This is a genomic window from Amycolatopsis mongoliensis (assembly GCF_030285665.1).
GTDB lineage: Bacteria > Actinomycetota > Actinomycetes > Mycobacteriales > Pseudonocardiaceae > Amycolatopsis > Amycolatopsis mongoliensis.
Map to the genome: position 1 here is coordinate 9701070 of NZ_CP127295.1, position 23044 is coordinate 9724113.

Consider the following 23044-nt stretch of genomic DNA (forward strand, 5'->3'; position numbering starts at 1 on the left):
TATTCCCTCTCCCCACTCAAAGATATAGCCGACCCCGGGGCTTGTGGCAAGACCCCGGTGCGGGTCCACAATCCGGGCTCATCTTTTTCTGCGGAGGGGATTCCTTCATGCGTGTGCTGCTGTCCACGATCGGCTCGCGGGGCGAGGTGCAGCCGGTGCTGGCGCTGGCCTCGGAGCTGAGAGCGCTCGGGCAGGACGTCCGCCTGTGCGTGCCGCCGGACTTCCGGGACTGGCTCGACGAGCTGGGCTTCGACGTCGTGCCGATCGGTCCCGAGCTGCGCGGGACCGCCTCGGCGCACCACGGCAAGCCGACGCCCGAACAGATCCGGAAGTCCACCGAGGACACCGTCACGACCCAGTTCGAGACGATCGCCGTGGCCGCCGAGGGGTGTGACGTCCTGATCGCCGGGGGCGCCCTGCAGTTCGCCGCCCGCTCGATCGCCGAACGATCGGGCGCCGCCTACGTCTACGCGAGTTTCTGCCCCATCACACTGCCCTCCGATCTGCACGCCCCGCCGCCGATGCCGTGGCGGACGCCCGGAAAGGCGGGAAACCGTGCCCTTTGGGCCGAAGACGCGCAGCGCTGGAACACCTTTTTCGGCGTGAAGGTCAACGAATACCGGGCGGCGGCCGGACAGGCCCCGGTCGACGACCTGCCGGGCCACGTCTTCTCCGCACGGCCGTGGCTCGCGGCCGACGCCGCGCTGGCGCCGTGGCCCGAGCCGGGCGACCCGCGGATCGTCCAGACGGGGGCGTGGATCTGGCCGGACGAGCGGCCGCTGCCGGACGAGCTGCGGGAGTTCCTCGACGCGGGCGAGCCGCCGGTGTACTTCGGGTTCGGCAGCATGCGCGCGCCGGGCGAGGTCGCCGAGGCCGCGCTCGCGGCGGCGCGGGCACACGGCCGCCGGGCGGTCGTGGCCCGCGGGTGGGCGAACCTCGTCGCCGCCGACGCCCCGGACTGCCTCGGCATCGGGGAGGTCAACCAGCAGGCGCTGTTCAAGCGGGTCGCGGCCGCCGTCCACCACGGCGGCGCGGGCACCACGACGACGGCGGCCCGCGCGGGCGCCCCGCAGGTGGTCGTGCCGCAGATGTACGACCAGCACTACTTCGCGGGCCGGGTCCGCGACCTGGGCCTCGGCGCGGCGACCGAGCCGTGCCTGCCGACGGCCGAGGCGCTGACCTCGGCGCTCGACGTCGCGCTAGGGCCCGAAGTGGCGACGCGGGCGCGGGAGTTCTCCGGCAAGGTGCGGGCGGACGGCGCGAGCGTCGCGGCGCGGCACCTGCTGGCGACGGTGCCGCTCGCCTCCGCCTGAGGTGCCGGGTTCCCGGGTGCCGTTCGCCGGTCCGGCGAACGGCACCCGGGGGCAAGCACGTCGCCGGCCGGACCGCGCCGGTTCGCGGGTCTGCCGCGGCTCGTCGTGAGTGAGAAACCGGGTTCTGACCCTGTTTCTCACTCACGACCCCGCACCGCCGCGCAGAGCTGCGGGACCACCGTCTCGATGTCGTCCCGCAGCACGAACGCGGCGTACTCGTCGTACGGCGTCGGCTGGTGGTTGACGATCACCAGCGTCGCGCCGCACTCCGCGGCGATCGTGCACAGCGACGCGGCCGGTTCCACCTGCAGCGAGCTGCCGATGGCCAGGAAGACCTCGCTCGCCGCGGCCACGTTGCGGGCGCGGCTGAGGGTTTCCCCGTCCAGTGCCTGTCCGAAGAGGACGACGTCGGGCTTGAGGATCCCACCGCATCCGGGACAGTGCGGGTCTTCTTCGCCGCGAGCCAGCACTTCGGTGGTCGGGAGCCGCACCGGGCAGCGGATGCACCGCGTGGTGTGCATGGAGCCGTGCAGCTCGAGGACCTTGCGCGCGGCGAGGCCGGCTTTCTGGTGCAGGCCGTCGACGTTCTGGGTGAGCACGCGCACGGCGGCCCCCGAACCGTCCAGGTCCGCGAGGGCGCGGTGGGCCGCGTTCGGCTCGGCGGTCCAGACCGCGTGGCCGGTGTAGCTGCGCCAGAACTCCCGGCGCACTTCGGCGTCGGCCAGGAAGTTCTCGAGCGTGAAGGCGTTGACCGCATTCGGCGAACGCGTCCAGACGCCGTCGGGACCGCGGTAGTCGGGGATGCCGGACGCGGTGGAGATGCCCGCACCGGTCAGCACACCGATCAGCCGGGCACCGCGGATCCGGTCGAAAGGCTCCATACCCGGAGGTTAACCACCCGCCGGCGCTTCCGACGACCGGATTTGCCGCCGGCGGCCGGGGGACGGCTCAGTCCTTCCGCAGCCGCAACGCCAGCGCCGGGCACGCGGCCACCGCACGCCGGGCCTCCGCCACCAGCCCGGGCGGCACCGGGCCCGAGGCCACCACGGGATAGCCCCACTCGTCCAGCCGCACCGCCTCCGGCAGCAGGTCCGCGCACAGCCCGTGCGCCCGGCACCCGATCGGATCCACCGTCACTTTCACGCCACACGCTCCAGAATCCGGCACCGGCCACCGGCCGAGTGCGCTGCCAGGTCGGCACCGAACACCTGCAACGCACTCGCCGCGAGGCGCGCCGCGCCGTCCGGGTGCGCGCACGCCCCGCGGCCGGTGAGCGGGGGAAGACGGCGGGCCAGCCGGGCCGTCGACGGGCCGCCGCGGAGCAGTTCGGCGAAGTCCGCCGCGATCGCCGGGAGGCCGAACATGCACGGCCCGCACTGCCGGGCCGACTCCGCCGCCAGGAACGCCAGCACCTTCGCCGTGTACTCGAGCCCGCACGCCCGGGCCGGGAGCGCGTACACCGCCGGAATCCCCGAGACGCCGAACCGGAAGTCCGACGTCCAGGTCCCGCCGTAGCCGCCGACCAGCACCGCCTGCACCGGCTCGGTCTCGCCGCCCGCGGCGGCCAGCACCGCCGTCAACGGCGCTCCGGGCGCCACCTCCACGACCCCGGGCCGCCGGACCACGCCGGTCACCGTGACCAGGTCCCGGCGGGCGGAAAGGTAGTGCTGCGGGCCGAGGAGGATCACCAGCGCCAGCTGCGCCAGCGTTTCGACGTTGTCCACCAGTGTCGGCCGGCCGCGCACCCCGCGTTCGTCGGGCCGCGGCGACTTGCCGAGCGGCCGCGCGTCCCCCGACGTCAGGTAGTGGACGAGCGCCGTCTCCTCGCTGGCGACGTACCGCCGCGGGATCTCCTCGACGCGCACCGGCACGGGGTCGTCGCGTTCGGCGAGCGCGGCGAAGACGCTCGGCAGCACCGGGCTGCCCGCGTGCACGCAGAGGACGGCTTCCCCGGCGCCGACGGCGTGCGCGGCGAGCTGCAGGCCGTCGAGCACCAGGTGCGGGGACAGCGTCAGCAGCGCGGCGTCCTTGTGGCTGAGCGGGTCGCCTTCGCAGCCGTTCGCGACGACGACCGAGCGCGGTGCCCGGGCCGAGCGCAGCTTGACCGCGGTCGGGAAGCCCGCGCCGCCGCGGCCGCGCAGGTCCGCCGCGGCGACGGCTTCGATCAGCCGGTCGCGGCCGTCTTCGCCGTGGTAGGCGACCCAGGGCACGACGCCGTTGCGGCGCCGGTGGCCGGCCAGGTCGAGGTGGTGGGGCGGCAGGATGGTCATCGGGTGCCTCCGAGCGGCGAGAGCTTGCGGGTCGCGGTGTCGGCGTCCTGGCGCGTGGCCCGGAAGGCGACGGCGCCGAGCACGGCCAGCACGCAGGACACGTCGAGGGCGACGATCCAGCCGTACGCGGCGTCGTTCTCGGCCATGCCGAAGCCGTGCACCAGCGCGACCGGCCAGCAGAGGTAGGCCAGCCAGTGCACGGCCCGCCAGGCCCGCGGCGGGATGCGCGTGCGCAGCAGGCTGGTGACGACGATCGCGAGCAGCAGATCGATCGCGGCGGCGCCGAAGCCGACCCAGAGCGGCTGGTACTCCGAGCCGAACGGGACGATGACGTCGAGCCAGCTCAGCGAGACGTAGCCGTCGAGGATCGCCGACATGATGTGCGCGGTGAGGAACGCGAGGCTGGTCAGGGCGAGGTTCCGGTGCAGGGCGGCGAGGGTGAACCGCGGCCACTCCCGCGTCGCGAACCGGCCGGCGCCGAGCGCGCCGAGGACGACGACACCGGTGAAGAGCACGAGCGACACGAGGCCGGTCGCGCGGCTGAAGTACCAGACGGCGGAGCTCATGCGGCTGTCCTACCTTCTTTGTTGGGTCTGAACTGGTCATTCGTAGGATCGGTGGGCCCTGGGGCTCAGGTATGGCTTTCATGCTCACGCCGGTGTTAAGGCTGAAAGGACTTGGCCGCCTGGGCTCCCGTGACGGCACGACCGCTGATTGGGATATGCGATGGGATCGCTGTGTAGGACAGCGTCGGCGTGGTCGTCTGTGGGTGAACTGCGGAGCTCAAGTGATGGAGGTGGTCGTGCCCCGGATCTGGGCCGGCGTGGACATCGGCAAGGAACACCACCACTGCGTGGTGATCGACGACAGCGGTGTGCGGCTGCTGTCGCGGCGGGTCCGCAATGACGAAACCGACCTGCTGGCCTTGATCGCTGACGTTCTCGCGATCGACGCCGATGCGCTGTGGGCGATCGATCTGAACTGCGGCGGTGCGGCGCTGCTGATCGGGTTGCTGGTCAACCACGACCAGCCGCTGGTCTACATCACCGGGCTGAAAGTCCACCGCGCCGCCGGAACCTACCGGGGCGAAGGCAAAACCGACGCCAAGGATGCGTTCGTCATTGCCGACCAGGCCCGGATCCGCCGCGATCTCGGGCCACTGCGGGCCGGGGACGAGATCGCCGTCGACTTGCGGACCCTGACCAACCGGCGCACCGACCTGATCTGCGACCGCACCCGCCAGATCAACCGGATCCGGCACCAGTTGCTGGAATACTTCCCCGCGCTGGAACGCAGCCTTGACCTGTCCCGCAAAGGACATCTGCTGCTGCTCACCGGCTACCAGACCCCCGACGCGATCCGCAGGCTGGGCGAGCAGCGCTTGGCCCACTGGCTGCGCCACCGCAAGGCCCGCAACGCCGACATCGTCGCGCATCTGGCGATCGAGGCCGCCGCCGCGCAGCAGACCACGTTGCCCGGACAGAAACTGGCCGCGGCGATGGTCGAACGGCTGGCCAAGGGGGTGATCGCGCTCAACACCGAAATCGCCGAGATCGACGCGATGATCGAAGAGCGGTTTCGCCGGCACCGCCACGCCGAGGTGATGCTCACCCTGCCCGGCTTCGGGCCGACTCTTGCTGCGGAGTTCCTCGCCGCCACCGGCGGCGACATGAGCGCGTTCGGCTCGGTCGACCGTCTCGCCGGCTACGCCGGTCTCGCGCCCGTGCCCCGCGACTCCGGCCGCATCCGCGGCAACCTGCGACGGCCTCGCCGCTACCACCGCGGCCTGCTGCGATCCTGTTACCTTGCCGCCATGGCCAGCCTGCCGGCCTGTCCCGCCTCGAAGGCCTACTACCAGCGCAAACGAGCTGAGGGCAAACGACACGAGCAGGCGCTGCTCTGCCTCGCCCGCCGACGCCTCAACGTCTTGTGGGCCATGCTCCGCGACGACTGCCGCTACCACGCTTCACCTCCGATCCCGGCGGCTGCGTGACTTGACAATCCCCATTGGGAAGTCCTTTCGGCGGGCCAGCCCGGTGTCGTGACGACGTCGCCGGCGTCGGAGGTGAGCCGCGCGGGCAGCCGTCGCTGCTCGAGCCAGCGCGGTGCGTCCGCCCCGAGGACGATGGCCGCGGTGCTCGCGGTGTTGGCGTCCACAGTGGACTTGGCGGCGACGGTGACGGTGCGCCAGCGTGATTCCGCGACGTCGCCGGTGCGCGGGTCGACGATGTGGTGCACGGTGCGCCCGGCGTGGCGCCAGCGCCGCCGGGTGGTCCCGGAGGTGGCGAGGGCGCCGTCGCGGTGCAGGGCGACTCTCGCGTCCGGCCGGGCGACGGCTTCGGCGTGGTCGTCACCGAGTGCGACCTGCCAGCCGCCGGCGGGTTCCGGACCGGCGACGCGGAGGTCACCGCCGAGGTTCACCAGGGTGCCGCACCCGAGCGCGGCGTGGATCCGGCGCGCGGCCCGGTCGGCGGCAAGGGCTTTCGCGGTGGCACCGAGGTCGAGCTGGACGCCGCGCGGGAGGACGACCAGGCGCAGGGCCGGGTCGAAGAGCACCCGGTGCCACCCCGGCGCGGGAGCCGGGTGGGCCGGACCGGGCCGGTGGGAGGTCTGGGATGACTCATTCAGGACCGGCGCACCGCCGAGCGCGGCCGCCGAAGCAGCCGCGCCGCCGGTGACCAGCGCGAAGTCGCGGTCGTACCCGAGCGCCCGCACCGCGGCCCCGACCGTCGGGTCCACCAGGCCGCCGGTCAGCCGGGCCGCGCGCAACGCCGTGCCCAGCGCCTCCGCCAGCAGTGGCCCGATCCGGACCTGGCGCCCGGCCTGCTCGTGCAGCCGCGAAATCTCCGAGTCCGCCCGGAACCGGCTGCAGGCGACGTCGATCGCGTCGAGCTCTTCGCGCAGCAGGCCGACCGCGGCCGGGAGCCGCGTGGGGTCGGTCACCACGATCTCCGCCGTGGTGCCCAGGGCGCCGAACGCCCGCGCCGCCGTGGTCACGACGCGCCCGATCCCGCGTGGGCACTGCCCGAGCCGGAGCTCAGGCCGCCGTCGGTCGACTGGAGCTGGTCCTGGGAGCTGCCGGAGCCGGTGGTGCTGGTCTGCGTGGTCGTGTCGTCGGAGGCCGAAGCGGTCGAAAGGCCGAAGCCGATCGCGCCGGCGGTGGCTGCGCCCAGCACCGCGACCGTCGCGGTGACCAGGGCGGCCTTGCGCCGGCCGTGCTCTCGGCGGGCCGCGCCGCCTGTCGTGGTGGGTTCCATGGGACCGAGTCTCGGCGCCGTTCCTTTGAACGACCTGGGAGCGACCTGTCAACTCCCTGGCCGTCCTTTATGGACTCATACCAAAGGAGGTTGACACCGGAAAGCGATTAACCCACTCTTTCCGTTGTCTGCCGGAGGTTTCCTGGTGTTCACGAGCCGGACCACGACACGCCCACGTTCCGGTCCCCTGCGGTGGGCATCATGAGGCGCCCTCACCCGCCACCGTTGGAGGACCCATGATCCGCAAGCGGATCTTCGCCGTGTTCGCCGCCGCAACCTTGGTCACAGCCGGTGTCGCCACCGCGGCCGTCGTCACCGGAACGGACGAGCCCGTGGCCGTGCGGCCCACCGCGTCGACCGTGCCGGCGTTCGACCACATCGTCCTCGTGATGTTCGAGAACAAGAAGTACTCCTCGATCAACGGCAGCTCCAGCGCGCCCTACTTCAACACCCTCGCCGCGCAGAGCGCGAAGTTCACGAACTCCTTCGCCATCACCCACCCGAGCCAGCCGAACTACGTCGCCCTCTTCTCGGGCGCGACGCAGGGCGTCACCGACGACTCCTGCCCCGCCGACCTCGGCGCCAAAGCCAACCTCGGCCGGCAGTTGATCGACGCCGGCAAGACCTTCAAGGGCTTCTCCGAGGCCATGCCCTCGGACGGCTACACCGGCTGCTCCAGCGGCACCTACCGGCGCAAGCACAACAGCTGGGTCGACTTCTCGAACGTCCCGGCCGCGAGCAACGTCCGGTACTCGAGCTTCCCGGCCGACTTCACCCAGCTGCCGACGGTCGCCTTCGTGACGCCCGACATGTGCAACGACATGCACGACTGCTCGATCGGCACCGGCGACACCTGGCTCAAGAACCACCTCGACGCCTACGCACAGTGGGCCAAGACGCACAACAGCCTGCTGATCACCACCTTCGACGAGGACAGCGGCACGTCCGTGAACCAGATCTTCACCACCTTCACCGGCGCGCACGTCCAGGTCGGCAGCTACAGCGAGTCGATCAACCACTACACCGTGCTGCGCACGATCGAGGCTTCGTACGGCCTGCCGGGCATCGGCGGCGCCGCGAGCAAGTCGCCGATCCTCGACGTCTGGCAGTAGCCGCGTGTACCTCGCCACCCTCGGCCGCCGGGAGCACACCACGAAAGGCAAGCTCTCGGCGGTCGGCGCGAACGTCTTCGCGCTCGGCGCGGTCAGCCTGGTCACCGACGTCTCTTCCGAGATGGTCACCGCGGTCCTGCCGGTGTACCTGGTGCTCGGGCTGCACCTCGGGCCCGCCGCGTACGGCGTGGTCGACGGCCTCTACACCGGCGCCACGGCACTGCTGCGGATCGTCGGCGGGTACGTCGCGGACCGGGTCCGCCGCCGCAAGGTCGTGGCCGGCGTGGGCTACGCGCTGTCCGCGGTGGCCAAGCTCGGCCTGCTCGCGGCCGGGGCGTCGGCGGCCGCGATCGGCGCCGTGATCACCGCCGACCGCACCGGCAAGGGCCTGCGGACGGCGCCGCGGGACGCGCTGATCACCCTCTCGGCGCCGGAGCCGCTGCTCGGGCGGGCCTTCGGCGTGCACCGGGCGATGGACAGCGTGGGCGCGTTCGCCGGGCCGCTGGTCGCCCTCGGCGTCCTCGCGGCGGTCGGCGCCACCGATCCCGAGGCGTTCGACGCGGTGTTCGTCGTCAGCTTCTGCGTCGCCGCGATCGGCGTGCTCCTGCTCGTGCTGTTCGTCCGCGACCGCCGGACGCCCCCGGTCGCGGCGGGCACGGTGTCGCCGCGCGCGGTCGCGGCCCTGCTGCGCGGCAGCGGCGTGCGGCGGCTGCTGGTGGCCGCGTGCGTGCTCGGGCTGGCAACGGTCGGCGACGGGTTCGTCTACCTGCTGCTGCAGCACAAGGAGGACATCGCGACCGGGTGGTTCCCGCTGCTCGCGGTCGGCACCAACCTGAGCTACCTGCTGCTGGCGGCGCCGCTGGGCGCGCTGGCGGACCGGGTCGGCCGGCTGCCGGTGGTGCTCGGCGGCTACGGCGCGCTCGCGCTCGTCTACCTGCTGCTGGCCGGGCCGGTGTCCGGCTGGCCGCTGTTCGCGGCGGCGCTCGCGTTGTACGGCACGTTCTACGCGGCGACCGACGGCGTCCTGATGGCGCTGGCCGGCCCGCTGCTGCCGGAGTCGTTGCGCACCACGGGGATTTCCCTGGTGCAGACGGCGCAAGCGCTTGCGTACTTCGCCTCGTCCGTCCTTTTCGGACTGGCCTGGCAGTTCTGGGGCGCCGGGCTCGCCGTCGGCGTGGCGGCGGGCGGGGCGGTGGTCGCGATCGGCGTCACGTTCGTGGTGCTGTCACCGCGGAAGGCGGCCGCGTGAAGACCCGGATCCTGATCGCCGTCCTCGGCGTGCTCGTGCTGGCCGGGGCGGCGGTCGCCTACGTCGGGTTCGCGAGCGCGCGCGGCCACGACGTCGCCGCGACCGGCGTGGTGAGCCTCTCCCCCGGCCCGCGGCTGCTGTTCCGCAGCACCGCCGACGCCGACCGCGGGCACGTCACCACCGTGTCGGCGATCGACCCGGGCGGCCCGCGGACGGTGTCACCGCTGTCGTGCGCACGGGTGTACGCCGCCGGCGGCACCGGGCTCTGCCTGCGCCAGGACGGCGACCTGACCACCTACCAGCTGGCGGTGCTCGACGCGGGCCTCGCGGTGACCCGGGAGATCCCGCTGGTCGGGCTGCCGAACCGCGCCCGGGTGTCGGCGAGCGGCCGGATGCTCGCGTGGACGGTGTTCGTCACCGGTGACTCGTACAACGGCGGCATGTTCTCCACCCGCGCCGGCATCCTCGACACGGCGACCGGCGACCTGGCCGGGACCCTGGAGGACTACGCGGTGACGCTCGACGGGAAGCCGTACCAGGCCGCGGACCTCAACTTCTGGGGCGTCACGTTCACCCGCGACGACCGCCACTTCTACGCGACGATGTCGACGGCCGGGCACCGCTACCTCGTCGCCGGCGACTTCGCCGCGCACACGGTCCGGACGCTGCGGGAGAACGTCGAGTGCCCGTCCCTGTCGCCGGACGGGACGCGCGTGGCGTTCAAGTCCGCTGTGGACGGTGACCCGGCGAACGGCTGGCGGCTGTCCGTCGTGGACCTGGCGTCGTCGAAGGTGACCCCGCTGGCCGAAACCCGCAGCGTCGACGACCAGCCGGCGTGGCTCGACGACCACACGATCGGCTACGGCGTGCCCCGTGGACCGGGTCACGCGGACGTCTGGTCGGTGCCGGCCGACGGCTCGGGCCAGGCCCGGCTGCTGATCCCGGAGGCGGAGTCCCCCGCCGCGCTCAGCGACGCTCGTACCGGGCGATGAGCACGCCCTTCGTGGTCGTGACGCTGCCGGCGAGCGTGAACTCGGTGAGCGGCGCCGGTCCCTCGAACAGGCGTCGGCCGGTGCCGAGGGTCAAGGGGTGGATCAGCAGCGTGTAGCGGTCGACCAGGCCGGCGGCGTGCAGGGTGTGCACGAGCGAGGCGCTGCCGATGACGGACAGGGCGTTCCCGGGCTGCGCCTTCAGCTCGGCGACGGTCTTTTCGGCGTCGCCGCGCAGCAGCACGGAGTTCTGCCAGGCGTCGGCGTCCTCGAGGGTGGCCGAGGCGACGTACTTCGTGGCGGCGTTCAGGTGGGCGGTGAAGGGGTTGCCGTCTTCACGCCCGGCCCAGGCGGAGGTGAAGTCCTCCCAGGTCCGCCGCCCGAAGAGCATGTCCCCGGCGCGGCTCATGCCCTTGCCCATCTCCCGGGCCAGGACGTCGTCCTGGTACCGGTTGCCCCAGCCGCCGTGCGCGAAGCCGCCGCGGGTGTCCTCGTCGGGCCGGCCGAGGCCCTGCACGACCCCGTCGAGGCTGACGCTCATGGTGACGTTGATCGACCGCACGGGGTGTCCTTCCGTCCAGGTGGCTGGTCACCTCCTGAACGAACGGCGGGGCCGCGGATCGACAGCTCAGTCCAGCTCGCGCAGGCCGTCGAGGATGCGCCGCATCAGCTCGCCGTCCGGGGCCGCGAACGCCAGCCGGGGCGCCCGGAAGCGGCCCGAGGGCGGACGAGCCGGCGGGGACGTGCGTGGCACCCGCCGTGGCAGCCGGTCCGGGGACGAGCCGCGGCCGATCTGCTCGGGGATCGGGAGGGTCGGCAGCGCGATCGTGCCGGCCTCGGCGAACCTCCGGGCCGCCTGCTCGAAGCGGAGGCGGGCCTGGATGCCGGCGACCGTCCAGTCCGGCTCGGGGTCGGGCTCGGCCGCGACGGCCGCTCGGCGTGGCCGGCGTTCGAGTGAGATGGCCCAGGCCGCGGCGGCGAGTGCCGGGAGCAGCACGCCGGCGACGATGGCGAAACCGGACAGATCCGCGGCCATCAGGAGGCCCCGGTGACGGGTAGCAGCATGGCGTTCACTTCCGGACTTGCGGTTCTTCCGAAGCATGGCCGACACCTGGATATTCGACGTGAACGAATGTTTCGCGGACCCCGGAAGCCCATCATGAACGACGGGCAACACTCACGCAAGCGGCCGAACGGGGTCGCCCTTCCGGCGGCGAAACCGCAGGTGAGAACCGGTTTTAGGGTAGCCGCAACGCGCCCCTCACCCAGTAGTACGGGCGCCGGCCGCGTCCGGTTCACTTCTGTTTTTGTACGCCTCGTGTACGCCACTTCGGCAAACTCGCCGAATGCGCATTCCGCCCCTCCTCGTGGCCGCGACGCTGGCGCTCACCGGGCTGGCGTCCCCGGCGCTCGCCGCCGACGGCAACCCGCTCGAGAAGACGAACGGCTTCTACGCCGACCCCGGCTCCAACCCGGCGGTGTGGGTCCGTGACCACCCCGGCGACAGCCTGGCCGGCCCGATCCGGACGTCGATCGCGACCAAGCCCGGCGCCCGCTGGTTCGGCACCTGGAGCGGGGACGTCCGCACGGCGGTCGACGCGTTCACCTACGCCGCCGACGTCGCCGACAAGCTGCCGGTGCTGGTCGCCTACAACATCCCCGGCCGCGACTGCGGCGGCGAGTCGACGGGCGGCGCCGGCAGCCCGCAGGCCTACCGCGACTGGATCTCCGCGTTCGCCGACGGCATCGGCGGCAAGCCGGCGGTGGCGATCATCGAACCGGACGCGCTCGCCCAGCTCGACTGCCTGTCCGGCGACGCCCGCCAGACCCGGCTCGACCTGCTGAACTACGCGGCGGCGCAGTTCGCGCAGAAGGCGCCCAACACGTGGGCGTACCTGGACGGCGGCAACGCGACGTGGATCCCGGCGGCGACGATGGCTTCGCGGCTGAAGTCGGCGGGCGTGCAGTCCATCCACGGGTTCGTGCTGAACGTGTCCAACTTCTACTCCACGGCCGACTCGACGACGTACGGCAAGGCCGTCGACGCCGCCCTGGGCTACGCGGCGCCGTTCGTCGTGGACTCCAGCCGCAACGGCAACGGCCACGGCACGGACACCGAGTGGTGCAACCCGCCGAAGCGCAAGCTGGGCGCGCCGTCCCAGCTCGGCGGCGGCCCGGAGATGCAGCTGTGGATCAAGGTCCCGGGCGACTCCGACGGCAGCTGCGGCTACGGCACGGGCGTCCCGGCGGGCACGTTCAGCCCCGCGCTGGCCAACCACCTCATCCAGGGCGACTGACCCGAGCGCCCCAATGTGGCGTTGGTTGCGTCAGACGCACCCAATGTGGCGTTCGGTGCGTGGGACGCACCGAACGCCACATTGGGGCGCTGGGGGTCAGGCCAGTGAGCAGGTGCGCGCCAGGTCGGCCGGGGTCGCGCCGGGCGGACGGGCGATCGTCGAGGAAGCCGGCGGGCGGACCCCGCGCAGCCACCCGCCCAGTGCGTCGAACGCCGTCCGGAAGCACGGCCCCAGCGGCCGCAGCCGGTCCGGGTACGCGTCGACCAGGCCGTCGACGTGGTTGCCGCCGACCACCCGGTAGTACCGGTGCAGCGACCCGCGCCCGGCGGAAGCGATCATCCTGTCGTACACATCGGAGTCCTGCGTGATCGGCAGCAGCGTGTCGAGCGTGCCGTGCAGCGTGAGCAGCGGCTTGCCGATCCGCCCGGTCAGCGAGATCCGCTCCACCGCCCGGGCCACCGAAGCGGGCCGCGAGGAGTACGCGTAGTCGGCGTCACACGACGGCGTTCCCGAAGCACAGAACGGGATCCCCGCCGCGAGCGCGCCGTCGAACGACGGGTCGACCTCTTCCCGGTAGATCCGCTGGGTCAGGTCCCAGTAGACGCGGTAGTGGTAGTCCCACAGGAACTCCGACCCCGGCGCGAACCCGGCGTCCAAAATGGACTGGTGCGCCGCCGGGGAGCCCGCCGCGTAAGCCGGGTAGGCGCGCAGGGCCGGCGGCAGGAACGTGAGCAGGTTCGGTCCGTCGGCACGCCACAGCGTCCCCTCCCAGTCGACGCCCCCGTCGTAGAGCCACGGCCGGTTCTCCAGCTGCCACCGCACGAGGTACCCGCCGTTGGACAGCCCGGCGGCCAGCGTCCGCGTGACCGGACGGCCGTAGTGCCGCGTCGCCGCGGCGCGGGCGGCCAGCGTCAGCTGCGTGACACGCGTGTTCCACTCGGCCAGCGCGTCGCCCGGCCGGACGCCGTCGTCGTAGAACGCGGCGCCGGTGTTGCCCTTGTCGGTCGCGGCGAACGCGTAGCCCTCGGCCAGTGCCTGGTCGCCGATCGCGCGGTCGTTCGCGTACTGCCGCCGCACGCCCGGCGAGCCGGAGACGACCAGGCCGCCGTTCCAGTGCGACGGCAGGCGCAGCACGAACTGCGAGTCGTGGTTCCAGCCGTTGTTGGTGTTGGCCGTCGACGTGTCCGGGAAGTACCCGTCGACCTGGACGCCGGGCACCCGGCCGTACCCCGGCAGCCCGGCCGACGTCAGCCCGGCCCAGTCCGCCTCGACGGTGTGCCCGGACGCGAGCGTGCCGGTCGTCGTCAGGTCGTCCAGGCAGGCGGACACGGACTTCTCGGCACCGGGCACGTCCACCCGGCAGCGCCCGGCCGAAGCCGACGCCGAAGCGGGCAGCGCCGCCGCGAGCGCCCCCGCCAGAACCACAACCAGCCATCTGCGCACGGTTCACCTCCGGTCTCGATGGAACGAACCCAAGCGCGTGCACCCGGCGAGAGCCACCCCGCCGGTCACCATGAATCGCCGCGGGGATGTGGTGGACGGCCACATGGCCCGAACCGGAAGGCCGACCTAGCGTCGCTGGAAACCCTCTCAACGACGAGAAGGAGTCCCTCATGCGCAAACTCGCCTTCGCCGGACTCGCCGCGATCACCGCCGCCGTGCTCACCACCGTCGGGGTGGCCTCGGCCGACCCGCCGCCGTCGTCCCTGGTCCAGGTCTCGAACTTCGGCGCCAACCCGGGCGCCCTCGCGATGTACACCTACACCCCCGCCGGGCTCGAGTCCGGCCGCCCGGTCGTCGTCGCCCTGCACGGCTGTACGCAGAGCGCCTCGGACTACTACGCCCACTCCGGCTGGCCCGAGCTGGCCGACAAGTGGCGCTTCGAGGTCGTGTTCCCGCAGCAGTCGACCGCGAACAACTCACTCAAGTGCTTCAACTGGTTCTCGACCGCCGACGACACCCGGGGCAACGGCGAGGCCGCGTCCGTCAAGGCCATGGTGGACAAGGCGATCGCCGACCACGGCTCGGACCGGTCCCGGGTGTTCGTCACGGGCCTGTCGGCCGGCGGCGGCATGACCGCGGACCTGCTCGCCGCGTACCCGGACGTCTTCGCCGGCGGTGGCATCAACGCCGGGCTGCCCGCGCAGTGCGCCACGAGCATCACCGAAGCGACGAGCTGCCAGCAGAACAACCAGAACCTGACCCCGGCTCAGTGGGCGTCGAAGGCCAAGGCGCAGTACCCCGGCTACAGCGGGCCGTGGCCGCGCGTGGCGATCTGGCAGGGCACCGGCGACTACACGGTCTACCCGGTCAACGGCACCGAGCTGCGCGACCAGTGGACCGCGGTGCACGGGATTTCGCAGACGCCGACGAGCACGCAGTCCCTGCCCGGCGGCACCACGCTGACGAACTACGGCGACAAGGTCCAGCTGTACTCGATCGCCGGGATGGGCCACGGCACCGCGGTCGACCCGGGCACCGGCGCGACGCAGTGCGGCAGCACCGGCGCGTACTTCCTCGCCGGCATCTGTTCCAGCTACTACACGGGCGTGTTCTTCGGGCTGGACAAGGGATCCGGGACCACGCCGACCACCACGACGGCACCGCCGACGACCACGACCACCCAGCCCGCGGGCACGTGCGTGAACGCGAGCAACTACGCCCACACGCAGGCAGGCCGCGCGCACCAGAGCGCCGGTCAGGTGTACGCGAACGGCTCCAACCAGGCGATGGGCCTGTGGAACACGTTCACCACGCACGCCCTGCGCGAGACGTCACCGGGTTACTGGGTCCTCGCCGACGGGCAGTGCTAGCCGCGTGCGGCTCGGCCCGGCCGGCCGGGCCGCACTCAGGCCAGCAGTCCGGTCAGCAGCACCGCGGTCAAGCGCCGGGCCGCCGGTCCCGTCCGCGCCGACGTGGTCGCCGTCAGCGCGAGCCGGACGTCCTCGAGAGACACCCGGGGCCGCAGGACGCCGTCGGCGCGGGCCCGCTCGACCAGCCGCGCGAACGCCTCGGCGTGCGCCCGGCGCCGGCCGACGAACTCCGGTCCTTCGAGGACGCCCAGGAGGCCGGGCTCCTGGACCCGCCACTCGCCGAAGCGGTGGAACGTGCGGGTCAGCGCGCGGCGGCTGTCCGGGTCGGCGAGCGCGGCCCGCAGCTGCCCCTCGCACCGGTCCACCTGGCCGGCGAGCACGGCCGCGAGCAGGTCGGCGCGGGACGGGAAGTGCCGGTGGACGGTCGCGGGAGCCAGGCCCGCGCGTCGCGCGATCTCCCGCACCGGCAGGTCCGGGCCGTGCCGCGCGAAGGCCGTGTGCGCGACCGCGACGAGGTGACGGCGGTTGTCCTCGGCGTCCGCCCGGCGTTTCCGAGTCAGTTCGTCCCGCACGGCTCTCACTTCCCCGCTCGGCACCGGTGATCACTCCTAGCGTAGGCGCGGTCAGCGTGTCCGACGGCGAGGAGTGATCGTGTTCGCAGCCCGGTTCGAGCGGTTCGGGCCGCCCGGAGTCCTGTCCGTGGGGGAACTCCCGGAGCCGCACGCCGGGCCGGGCGAGGTGCGGGTCCGCGTGCGGGCGGCCGGTGTCTCGCCGGTGGACCTGGCGATCCGCGCCGGGAAGTCGCGCTCCCCTGTCGCGCTGCCCCACATCCCCGGCGTCGACGCCGCGGGTGTCGTGGACGAAGCCGGTCCCGGGGCCGCGGTCGGCGACGAGGTGTTCGGCACGGTCGACCTCGCCCGGCTCGGCGGGGCGACGGCCGAGTTCGCCGTGCTCGCGTTCTGGGCACCGAAGCCGGCGTCGATGCCGTGGGAGCAGGCGGGCGCGGCGGGCTCCGGGATCGAGACGGCCACCCGTGCGCTCGACCTCCTGGACGTCCGGGACGGCATGACGCTGCTGGTCGACGGCGCGTCCGGCGGCGTCGGCAGTCTCGTGGTGGGCCTGGCGCTCGCCCGGGGTGCGCGGGTGATCGGGACGGCAGGCGACCTGGAGTTCGTCGAAAGGCTGGGTGCGACGCCGGTTTCGTACGGTCCCGGCCTGCCCGCGCGGGTGTCCGGCGGGGTCGACGCGGCCCTCGACGTCGCCGGCCGGGGCTCGCTGCCGGAGCTGGTCGCGCTGACGGGGTCACCCTCGTCGGTGCTCACGCTGGCCGACTTCAGCGGCCCGGCTCAGGGCGTTCGCGTCTCGGTCGGGGCCTTGGGCGGCGAGCCGGACGGACGGCACGGCCTCGCACTCGCGGCCGGGCTCTTCGAGGAGGGCCGGTTCCGCGTTCCGGTCGAGGAGGTGTTCACCGACGCGGCCGCCGCGCACGCCGCCGCCGAGCGCGGGCCACGGCGGGGGAAGCTGGTCGTGGCGGTCAGCGGGTAGTCGTCCGCACGGTCGCGGTCCAGTCCGCGGGCCGGTCCGGGCCCCGCTCGCCGAGCGCGATCAGGGCGCAGTCGCGGCCCTGTGCGAAGAGCGACTGCGCGATGGTCGTGAGCCCGGCGCGGTCCGCGTCCGGGTCGTCGTCCCACCCGGCCACCGCGACGTCCTCGGGCACCCGCAGGCCACGGCGGCTCGCGGCGTCGAGGACGGCGAAGGCGAGCTGGTCGCTCATGGCGATCACCGCGTCGGGTCCGGTGTCCAGCAGCGCGTCGGCCAGCTTCGCGGCTTCGTCGCGGTCGTTGCGGGCGACGACGGCGACCGGCACGCCGCCCGGATCGCCGAGCTGGTCGTAGATGCCGAGGAGCCGCTCGCGGGTGACGGGGAACGCCACGGTTTCCGGTGCGGGCCCGATTTCCAGCCTCGGTCGGCGGTCACGGTCGAAGGGGAAGCTCAGCACGGCCGGCCGCCGGGCGCCGGCGAACGTGCGCGCGGCCAGCTCACGCGCGGACGCGCGGTTGTCGATGCCGACCACGTGGGCCCCGGCGAACGCGGGCCCGCCGTGGATCGCGACCGGCTTGCCGAGACCGCTCACGACGTCGAGCACCGGGTCGGTGTCGACGGTCGTCCAGACGATGTAGCCGTCGACCGACGCCGACCGCACGCGTTCGACGTCGTCGTCGGCGCCGGTCGTCGGGATGAGGTTCAGCCCGCTCCCGCGCTCGCGGCAGACCTCGGCGACGCCGGCGAGGAACCGGCGGGCCTGCGGGTCTTCGAAGGCGTAGGCGAGGTGCTCGCCGAGCACGACGCCGATCGCGCCGTTGTGGCGGCGGCGCAGGGACCGCGCGGTGGGGTCCGGCCCGCGGTAGCCCAGCTCGGCGGCGACCTCGCGGACGCGGCGCAGCGTCTCCGGGGCGACCCGGTCGGGCTGGTTGTAGCAGTACGACACGGTCATCGCCGAGACACCGCAGCGGCGCGCGACGTCCGCCATCGTGGGTCTGGACATGGGCCCACCTTAGCTGTGTATCGTTAAACAATGCTCGCCCCGCCCCGGACGAAGCTCGCGCTGGGAGCGCTCAGCGCCGCCTGCTTCGTGTCCGTGACCTCGGAGAACCTGCCCGTCGCCCTGCTGCCCCAGCTCGCGGCCGGGCTGGGGGTCGGGGACTCCGCGATCGGGCTGCTGATGACCGGCTACGCGCTGGTCGTCGCGGTGTCGGTGGTGCCACTGGTGGCGTTGACGTCGCACTGGGACCGCCGGACGACCGCGCTGGTCACGCTCGGCATGATCGTGGTGTCGAACCTGGTCATGGCGGTCGCGCCGGGCTACGGCGTCGCCGTCGCCGCGCGGCTGGTGGCGGCCGTCGGCCACGGCGTGTTCTGGTCGGTGGTCGCGTCGATGGCCACCCGGCTGCTCGGGCCCGGGCAGGGCGGCCGCGCGACGGCGGTCGTGTTCGCCGGGAACTCCCTGGCCTTCCTGTTCGGGCTCTCGGCCAGCTCGTGGCTCGGCGCGACCCTCGGCTGGCGGACCGCGGTCCTCGCGGTGGCCGGCGTCGCGGCGCTGACGGCGCTGGTCATCCGCCTGACGGTCGGCCCAATGCCCGCGGAGGCGGCCGCGGCCCGGGGACGCCGGGTGATCGCCGACCGGTCGCTGCTCCCGGTCCACCTGACGACGCTGCTCGTGGTGACCGGCCATTTCGCGGCGTTCACCTACATCACGGCGATCATCGCGCGGTACGTCCACCTCACCGGCGCGGCGACGTCGACGCTGCTGTTCGCCCACGGCACGGCCGGCCTGCTCGGCCTGGTCCTGATCGGCCGGCACGTCGACCGCCACCCGCGCGCGACGGCGCTGATCACGACCGGCGGTCTCGCGGTGTGCATGGTGGCGCTGCTGGCCGCCCCGGGCCCGGGCGTCGCGGGCGTGGCGATCGTCTTCTGGGCCGGGCCCGCGGCGGGCATCGGCGTGGTGCTGCAGGCGGCGGTCCTCCGCGTGGCGAAGAGCCGGCCGGACCTGGCGTCGGCGGTCTACATCGTGGCGTTCCAGATCGGCATCGCGCTGGGTGCCGCGCTCGGCGGCATCGGGTCGGACCACGGAATGCTGCCGGCGACGGCGGTCGTCGCGGCGGTCTGCGGCCTGGGCGCGGCCCTCGTGGTGCGCCGGTCGGCCGCGTTCGCGGGCTGAAGCTCAGCCGCCCAGCCGGTGCACCCGCAGCGCCAGCTGGATCTCCAGCGCCCGGTCCGGCGTCTGCCACTCCTCCCCCAGCAGCGACGCCACCCGCTCCAGCCGCTGCACCACCGTGTTCACGTGGACGTGCAGCACGTCCTTCGTCCGCGCCAGCTGTGCACCGCTCGCGAAGTACGCCCGCAGCGTCGCCACCAGTTCCGTGCCCCGGCGCGCGTCGTAGTCCAGGACCGGCCCCAGCGTCTGCCGCACGAACCCGTCGAGGTCCGCGTGGTCGCCGAGCAGCTGGCCGAGGAAGCCGAGCCCCGCCATCGCCGCGCCTTCGCCGGTCCGGCCCAGCGCCAGCAGTGCCCGGACGCACCGTGCCGCTTCGCCGTGGGCCGAAGCGATCGCCGACGGGCCGCTCGCCGGGCCCGCCGCGCCCACCGTCACCGGGCGGCCCGTCGCCGCGCCGAGGTCGGCCGCCACGCGGCGGGCCAGCTCGTCCGGGTCGCCCGCACCGAGCAGCACGACCTCCTCCGCGTGCACTCCCACCAGCGTCGCGTGCCGGGCGGCCGCGCTCGCCAAGCGCCGCCGGGAACCGCCGTCCGCGTGCGCGACCAGCACCGCGTGCGGCGCCGACAGGTCGATCCCCAGCCGGCGGCCGCGCGCCAGCAGCGCCCGCGGGTTCCGGTCGGGCGCGGTGAGCAGGTCGGTCAGCAGCTCGCCGCGGACCTCGTCCTCGGCCCGCACCACCGACCGCCGCAGCATCAGCAGCAACGCCGTGACGACGCCCGCGCGTTCGAACAGCCGCCGGTCCGGATCGGTGAGCCCGTCGCGCCCGGCCAGCACCAGGCTGCCGAGCAGTTCGGGACCGGCCTGCACCGCACACACCCACGTGTCCTCTGTGGACACTGCTCGCCCGGCGGCACGGGCTGCGGCGAGCGCGTCCGGGTCGAGCGCGGCGGGGGCGGCCGAGCCGGCCAGCAGCCTGCCGTCGGCGTCGTAGACCGTGAGGTCGCCGTGCAGCACCCCGGCGACGGCCGCCGCGACGTCCGGCAGGTCACCGCCGCGCAGCACCAGGTCGGTCAGCCGGTCGTGCGCGTCCTGGGCACGTTCCATCGCCTCGGTGTGCGCCCGGATCGTCGCGTTGGCCTCGTTGAGCTCGGCGACCGCGCGCCGGGTCTGGTCGAGCAGGTTCGCGCTGTCGAGCGCGATCGCCGCGTGGTCGGCGAGCGACGACAGCAGCGCCACCTCGTCCGCGGTGAACTCCCGCGTGCCGCGGTCCGACGCGAAGAGGACGCCGAGCACCTTGGGGCCGATGGCCAGGGGGACGCCGAGGATCGCGGTCAGGCCCTCGTCCTGGACGCCGGAGTCGATGTGGCGGGTGTGCTTGAACCGGTCGTCGTGGAAGTAGTCCGACGTCGAGTACGGCCGCGCGGTCTGCGCCACCAGCCCGCCGAGGCCCTCGCCCATGCCGAGCACGATCTGCTGGAACTCCGCCGACACCGACCCGTCGCTGACCCGGACGTAGGTCTTGTTCTCGGCCTCGTCGTTGAGCGACAGGTAGGAGACGTCGACGTTCAGCAGTGCCCGCGCCCGCCGGACGATCGAGCGCAGGACGGTGTCCGGGTCGGACAGTGCGGCGAGTTCGCTCGCGGTGTCGAACAGCGCGCCGAGCTGGGCCTCGCGCCGCCGGTGTTCCGCGAGCGTCTCGCGGATCCGCAGGGCCAGCTCGCCCGCGCTGGCCAGGGCGGTCAGGTCCGCCGGGCCGAGAGCGCCGTCGGCCCGCGCGGCCACGACGACGTGCGCCAGCTGCTCGCTGCTCGCCCCGGAGGCGAGCAGGTCGAGCAGCCGGCGCAGCGCGTCCGTGGGTGCGGTCACGGCCGTCATGCTAGGGCGAAACGGCCGCCGTCTCCGCCTCGACGTCCTCGCCGTGCAGCGACTCCCCGCGCGTCTCGCGGGCCGCGAGCAGGGCGACCACCGTGATCAGGCACATCGCCGCGACGTACAGCGACACCGGCACCGTGCTCCCCCAGGCCGAGAACAGCGCCACGGCGATCAGCGGGGCGACGGCGCCCGCGGCGATCGACGACAGCTGGCCGCCGACCGACAGCCCGGTGTAGCGCACCCGGGTCGGGAACTGCTCGGCGAAGAACGCGGCCTGCGGGCCGTACATCGCGCCGTGCAGCACCAGCCCGACGGTCGTGGCCAGCACGATCACCGCCGACGACTTCGTGTCCAGCAGCGCGAAGAACGCGAAGCCCCACAAGGCCATCCCGATCGCGCCGAACAGGTACACCGGACGGCGGCCGACGCGGTCGGACAGGGCGCCCCACAGCGGGATGGCCACGAAGTGCACGGCCGAGCCGATCAGCACCGCGCTCAGGCCGAGGCCCTTCGGCAGGTGCAGCCCGGTCGTGACGTACACGAGGATGAACGCGGTCAGCACGTAGTAGGAGACGTTCTCGGCCATCCGGGCGCCGATCGTGATCAGCACCTGGCGCCAGCTGTTGCGGAAGACCTCGACGACCGGGACGTGCTTGTCGGCCCGCTTGTCGGCCTGCTGCTGGGCGGCCAGGAACACCGGCGACTCGGCGACGGCCAGCCGGATCCACAGCCCGATCAGCAGCAGCACGCCCGAGAGCAGGAACGGGACGCGCCAGCCCCACGACATGAACGTCGCGTCGGACTGCGTCGCGGACAGGATCGCCAGCACGGCGGTCGCGAGGAGGTTGCCGCCGGGCGCGCCGCACTGCGGCCAGCTCGCCCAGAAGCCGCGACGGCGGTCGTCGCCGTGTTCGGAGACGATCAGGACGGCCCCGCCCCACTCACCGCCGAGCGCGAAGCCCTGGACGAGGCGAAGCAGCGTCAGCAGCAACGGAGCCGCGACGCCCGCGGCGGCGTACGTCGGCAGCACGCCCATCAGGCAGGTCGAGCCGCCCATCAGCACCAGGCTGACGATCAGGAGCTTCTTGCGGCCGAGCCGGTCGCCGTAGTGGCCGAAGACCAGGCCGCCGACCGGGCGGGCGAGGAACCCGACGGCGTAGGTCAGGAACGCCAGCAGCGTGCCGGTGAGCGGGTTCGCCGTCGGGAAGAACAGCTTGTTGAACACCAGCGCGGCGGCCGAGGTGTAGAGGAAGAAGTCGTACCACTCGATGGTGGTGCCGATCAGGCTCGCGCCGACGATCTTGGCGATCGCCGACCGGTGGGGTTGGCTCACTGCGGGCTCCACTTCCTTGTGGTTGAGCGGGTTCTGAGCAGGTTCTGGGCGGCTTTACGCGGCGGTCCAGCCGCCGTCGAGCGGGATGGAAGCCCCGGTGACGTGGCCGGCGTGCGGCGAGCACAGCCACGTCACCAGGGAAGCGACGTCGTCGGCTTCGATGAGCTTCTTGATGGCGGCGCGCTTGAGGAGGACCTCGGCGACGACGTCCTCGCGCGGGATGTCGTGCTCGGCGGCCTGCGCCTCGATCTGGCCGTCGACGAGGGGGGTGCGGACGTATCCGGGGTTCACGCAGTTGCTCGTGACGCCGTGTTCGGCGCCTTCGAGGGCGGCGACCTTGGAGAGACCTTCGAGACCGTGCTTGGCGGCGACGTACGCGGATTTGAAGGCGGAAGCGCGAAGCCCGTGGACGCTCGACATGTTGACGATCCGGCCGAAGCCCCTGGCGTACATCGACGGAAGCGTGTGCCGGATGAGCAGGAAGGGAGCGGTGACCATCAGCGCCTGGATGCGGGTGAACACGTCCGGCGGGAAGTCTTCGAGCGGCGCGACGTGCTGGATCCCGGCGTTGTTGACCAGGATGTCGACCTCGGCGGGCAGGGTGCCGATGGTCGTGGGATCGGTGAGGTCGGCGGCGTGCGCCCACCCCCCGACCTCGGTGGCGACGGCTTCGGCGTTGGCCGCGTCGACGTCGACGACGTGTACCTTGGCCCCGGCCGCCGCGAGGGCGCGGACGCAGGCCAGGCCGATACCGCCGGCCCCGCCGGTGACGAGGGCGGTACGCCCGTCCAGATCGCTGGTCATGGACGGGAACGGTAAGC

General features: G+C 73.1%; 23 protein-coding genes. 9 read left to right on the top strand and 14 right to left on the bottom strand.

What is annotated here, in order from left to right:
- Window positions 1-107 precede the first annotated feature (107 nt).
- A complete protein-coding gene (locus tag QRX60_RS46455; RefSeq protein WP_285997842.1) occupies window positions 108-1313 on the top strand; it encodes a glycosyltransferase in 1206 nt (401 codons plus the stop codon).
- Between the two features lie 137 nt (window positions 1314-1450).
- On the opposite strand, the gene QRX60_RS46460 is transcribed toward QRX60_RS46455, so the two are convergent.
- The 4 genes from QRX60_RS46460 to QRX60_RS46475 form a co-directional block, all read right to left on the bottom strand.
- Window positions 1451-2194 (bottom strand): SIR2 family NAD-dependent protein deacylase, encoded by a 744-nt coding sequence (locus QRX60_RS46460; RefSeq protein WP_285997843.1) that lies wholly within the window; start codon window positions 2192-2194, stop codon window positions 1451-1453.
- 67 nt (window positions 2195-2261) lie between these two features.
- The gene (locus QRX60_RS46465) at window positions 2262-2456 is read right to left on the bottom strand and encodes a ferredoxin (RefSeq protein ID WP_285997844.1); all 195 of its coding nucleotides are present in this window, start codon (window positions 2454-2456) and stop codon (window positions 2262-2264) included.
- Entirely contained in the window at window positions 2453-3583 is a 1131-nt protein-coding gene (locus tag QRX60_RS46470) for an NADH-ubiquinone oxidoreductase-F iron-sulfur binding region domain-containing protein (protein ID WP_285997845.1), read from the bottom strand. The genes QRX60_RS46465 and QRX60_RS46470 overlap by 4 nt, the downstream gene beginning before the upstream one ends.
- Window positions 3580-4149, bottom strand: a complete 570-nt coding sequence (locus tag QRX60_RS46475) for a ferric reductase-like transmembrane domain-containing protein (protein WP_285997846.1) — start codon at window positions 4147-4149, stop codon at window positions 3580-3582. Before QRX60_RS46475 ends, QRX60_RS46470 begins: the two co-directional genes overlap by 4 nt.
- A 224-nt stretch (window positions 4150-4373) precedes the next feature.
- Between QRX60_RS46475 and QRX60_RS46480 the strand changes: the two genes are divergently transcribed.
- Entirely contained in the window at window positions 4374-5576 is a 1203-nt protein-coding gene (locus QRX60_RS46480; RefSeq protein WP_286003603.1) for an IS110 family RNA-guided transposase, read from the top strand.
- Here QRX60_RS46480 and QRX60_RS46485 read toward each other — a convergent pair.
- Window positions 5540-6580 carry an FAD:protein FMN transferase gene (locus QRX60_RS46485; RefSeq protein WP_285997847.1) on the bottom strand — a complete coding sequence of 347 codons (1041 nt, stop codon included), beginning with the start codon at window positions 6578-6580 and terminating at the stop codon, window positions 5540-5542. The genes QRX60_RS46480 and QRX60_RS46485 overlap by 37 nt on opposite strands.
- On the bottom strand, window positions 6577-6840 hold the full coding sequence (locus tag QRX60_RS46490) for a hypothetical protein (RefSeq protein WP_285997848.1): 264 nt from the start codon (window positions 6838-6840) through the stop codon (window positions 6577-6579). The genes QRX60_RS46485 and QRX60_RS46490 overlap by 4 nt, the downstream gene beginning before the upstream one ends.
- Window positions 6841-7076: 236 nt before the next feature.
- Here QRX60_RS46490 and QRX60_RS46495 point away from each other — a divergent pair, with 236 nt between their 5' ends.
- The 3 genes from QRX60_RS46495 to QRX60_RS46505 are packed head-to-tail and all read left to right on the top strand — an operon-like array spanning window position 7077 to window position 10193.
- Window positions 7077-7952 carry an alkaline phosphatase family protein gene (locus QRX60_RS46495; protein WP_285997849.1) on the top strand — a complete coding sequence of 292 codons (876 nt, stop codon included), beginning with the start codon at window positions 7077-7079 and terminating at the stop codon, window positions 7950-7952.
- A 4-nt stretch (window positions 7953-7956) separates the two neighbouring features.
- Window positions 7957-9201, top strand: coding sequence for an MFS transporter (locus tag QRX60_RS46500; protein WP_285997850.1), 1245 nt, complete (start codon window positions 7957-7959; stop codon window positions 9199-9201).
- Window positions 9198-10193, top strand: coding sequence for a TolB-like translocation protein (locus QRX60_RS46505; RefSeq protein WP_285997851.1), 996 nt, complete (start codon window positions 9198-9200; stop codon window positions 10191-10193). Before QRX60_RS46500 ends, QRX60_RS46505 begins: the two co-directional genes overlap by 4 nt.
- Here QRX60_RS46505 and QRX60_RS46510 read toward each other — a convergent pair.
- Together QRX60_RS46510 and QRX60_RS46515 are read right to left on the bottom strand one after the other, a co-directional pair.
- Window positions 10168-10752: a dihydrofolate reductase family protein gene (locus QRX60_RS46510; protein WP_285997852.1), complete on the bottom strand. Its 585-nt coding sequence runs from the start codon at window positions 10750-10752 to the stop codon at window positions 10168-10170. The two genes, QRX60_RS46505 and QRX60_RS46510, sit on opposite strands and share 26 nt — an antisense overlap.
- A 66-nt stretch (window positions 10753-10818) precedes the next feature.
- Window positions 10819-11226 (bottom strand): hypothetical protein, encoded by a 408-nt coding sequence (locus QRX60_RS46515; RefSeq protein ID WP_285997853.1) that lies wholly within the window; start codon window positions 11224-11226, stop codon window positions 10819-10821.
- Between the two features lie 310 nt (window positions 11227-11536).
- Between QRX60_RS46515 and QRX60_RS46520 the strand changes: the two genes are divergently transcribed.
- Window positions 11537-12487, top strand: coding sequence for a glycoside hydrolase family 6 protein (locus QRX60_RS46520; RefSeq protein WP_285997854.1), 951 nt, complete (start codon window positions 11537-11539; stop codon window positions 12485-12487).
- A gap of 96 nt (window positions 12488-12583) precedes the next feature.
- On the opposite strand, the gene QRX60_RS46525 is transcribed toward QRX60_RS46520, so the two are convergent.
- Window positions 12584-13912, bottom strand: coding sequence for a tannase/feruloyl esterase family alpha/beta hydrolase (locus QRX60_RS46525; RefSeq protein WP_286003837.1), 1329 nt, complete (start codon window positions 13910-13912; stop codon window positions 12584-12586).
- Between the two features lie 188 nt (window positions 13913-14100).
- Between QRX60_RS46525 and QRX60_RS46530 the strand changes: the two genes are divergently transcribed.
- Complete coding sequence (locus QRX60_RS46530; RefSeq protein ID WP_285997855.1) at window positions 14101-15300, top strand: extracellular catalytic domain type 1 short-chain-length polyhydroxyalkanoate depolymerase; 1200 nt, start codon at window positions 14101-14103, stop codon at window positions 15298-15300.
- A gap of 35 nt (window positions 15301-15335) precedes the next feature.
- Here QRX60_RS46530 and QRX60_RS46535 read toward each other — a convergent pair whose 3' ends face one another.
- Window positions 15336-15872 carry a TetR/AcrR family transcriptional regulator gene (locus QRX60_RS46535; protein ID WP_285997856.1) on the bottom strand — a complete coding sequence of 179 codons (537 nt, stop codon included), beginning with the start codon at window positions 15870-15872 and terminating at the stop codon, window positions 15336-15338.
- 79 nt (window positions 15873-15951) lie between these two features.
- Between QRX60_RS46535 and QRX60_RS46540 the strand changes: the two genes are divergently transcribed.
- Window positions 15952-16845 (top strand): NADP-dependent oxidoreductase, encoded by an 894-nt coding sequence (locus QRX60_RS46540; RefSeq protein ID WP_285997857.1) that lies wholly within the window; start codon window positions 15952-15954, stop codon window positions 16843-16845.
- On the opposite strand, the gene QRX60_RS46545 is transcribed toward QRX60_RS46540, so the two are convergent.
- Window positions 16835-17845 carry a LacI family DNA-binding transcriptional regulator gene (locus QRX60_RS46545; protein ID WP_285997858.1) on the bottom strand — a complete coding sequence of 337 codons (1011 nt, stop codon included), beginning with the start codon at window positions 17843-17845 and terminating at the stop codon, window positions 16835-16837. The two genes, QRX60_RS46540 and QRX60_RS46545, sit on opposite strands and share 11 nt — an antisense overlap.
- Before the next feature lie 30 nt (window positions 17846-17875).
- On the opposite strand from QRX60_RS46545, the gene QRX60_RS46550 reads away from it, so the two are divergent.
- Window positions 17876-19021 carry an MFS transporter gene (locus QRX60_RS46550; RefSeq protein ID WP_285997859.1) on the top strand — a complete coding sequence of 382 codons (1146 nt, stop codon included), beginning with the start codon at window positions 17876-17878 and terminating at the stop codon, window positions 19019-19021.
- A gap of 3 nt (window positions 19022-19024) precedes the next feature.
- Here the strand turns inward: QRX60_RS46550 and QRX60_RS46555 are convergent, their stop codons facing one another.
- From QRX60_RS46555 to QRX60_RS46565, 3 genes are read right to left on the bottom strand one after another with little or no spacing between them, the layout of a single operon-like run.
- The gene (locus QRX60_RS46555) at window positions 19025-20893 is read right to left on the bottom strand and encodes a helix-turn-helix domain-containing protein (protein WP_285997860.1); all 1869 of its coding nucleotides are present in this window, start codon (window positions 20891-20893) and stop codon (window positions 19025-19027) included.
- Window position 20894: 1 nt separating this feature from the next.
- Window positions 20895-22223 carry an MFS transporter gene (locus QRX60_RS46560; protein WP_285997861.1) on the bottom strand — a complete coding sequence of 443 codons (1329 nt, stop codon included), beginning with the start codon at window positions 22221-22223 and terminating at the stop codon, window positions 20895-20897.
- Window positions 22224-22277: 54 nt separating this feature from the next.
- Window positions 22278-23027 carry a 3-hydroxybutyrate dehydrogenase gene (locus tag QRX60_RS46565; RefSeq protein ID WP_285997862.1) on the bottom strand — a complete coding sequence of 250 codons (750 nt, stop codon included), beginning with the start codon at window positions 23025-23027 and terminating at the stop codon, window positions 22278-22280.
- Between the last annotated feature and the right edge of the window lie 17 nt (window positions 23028-23044).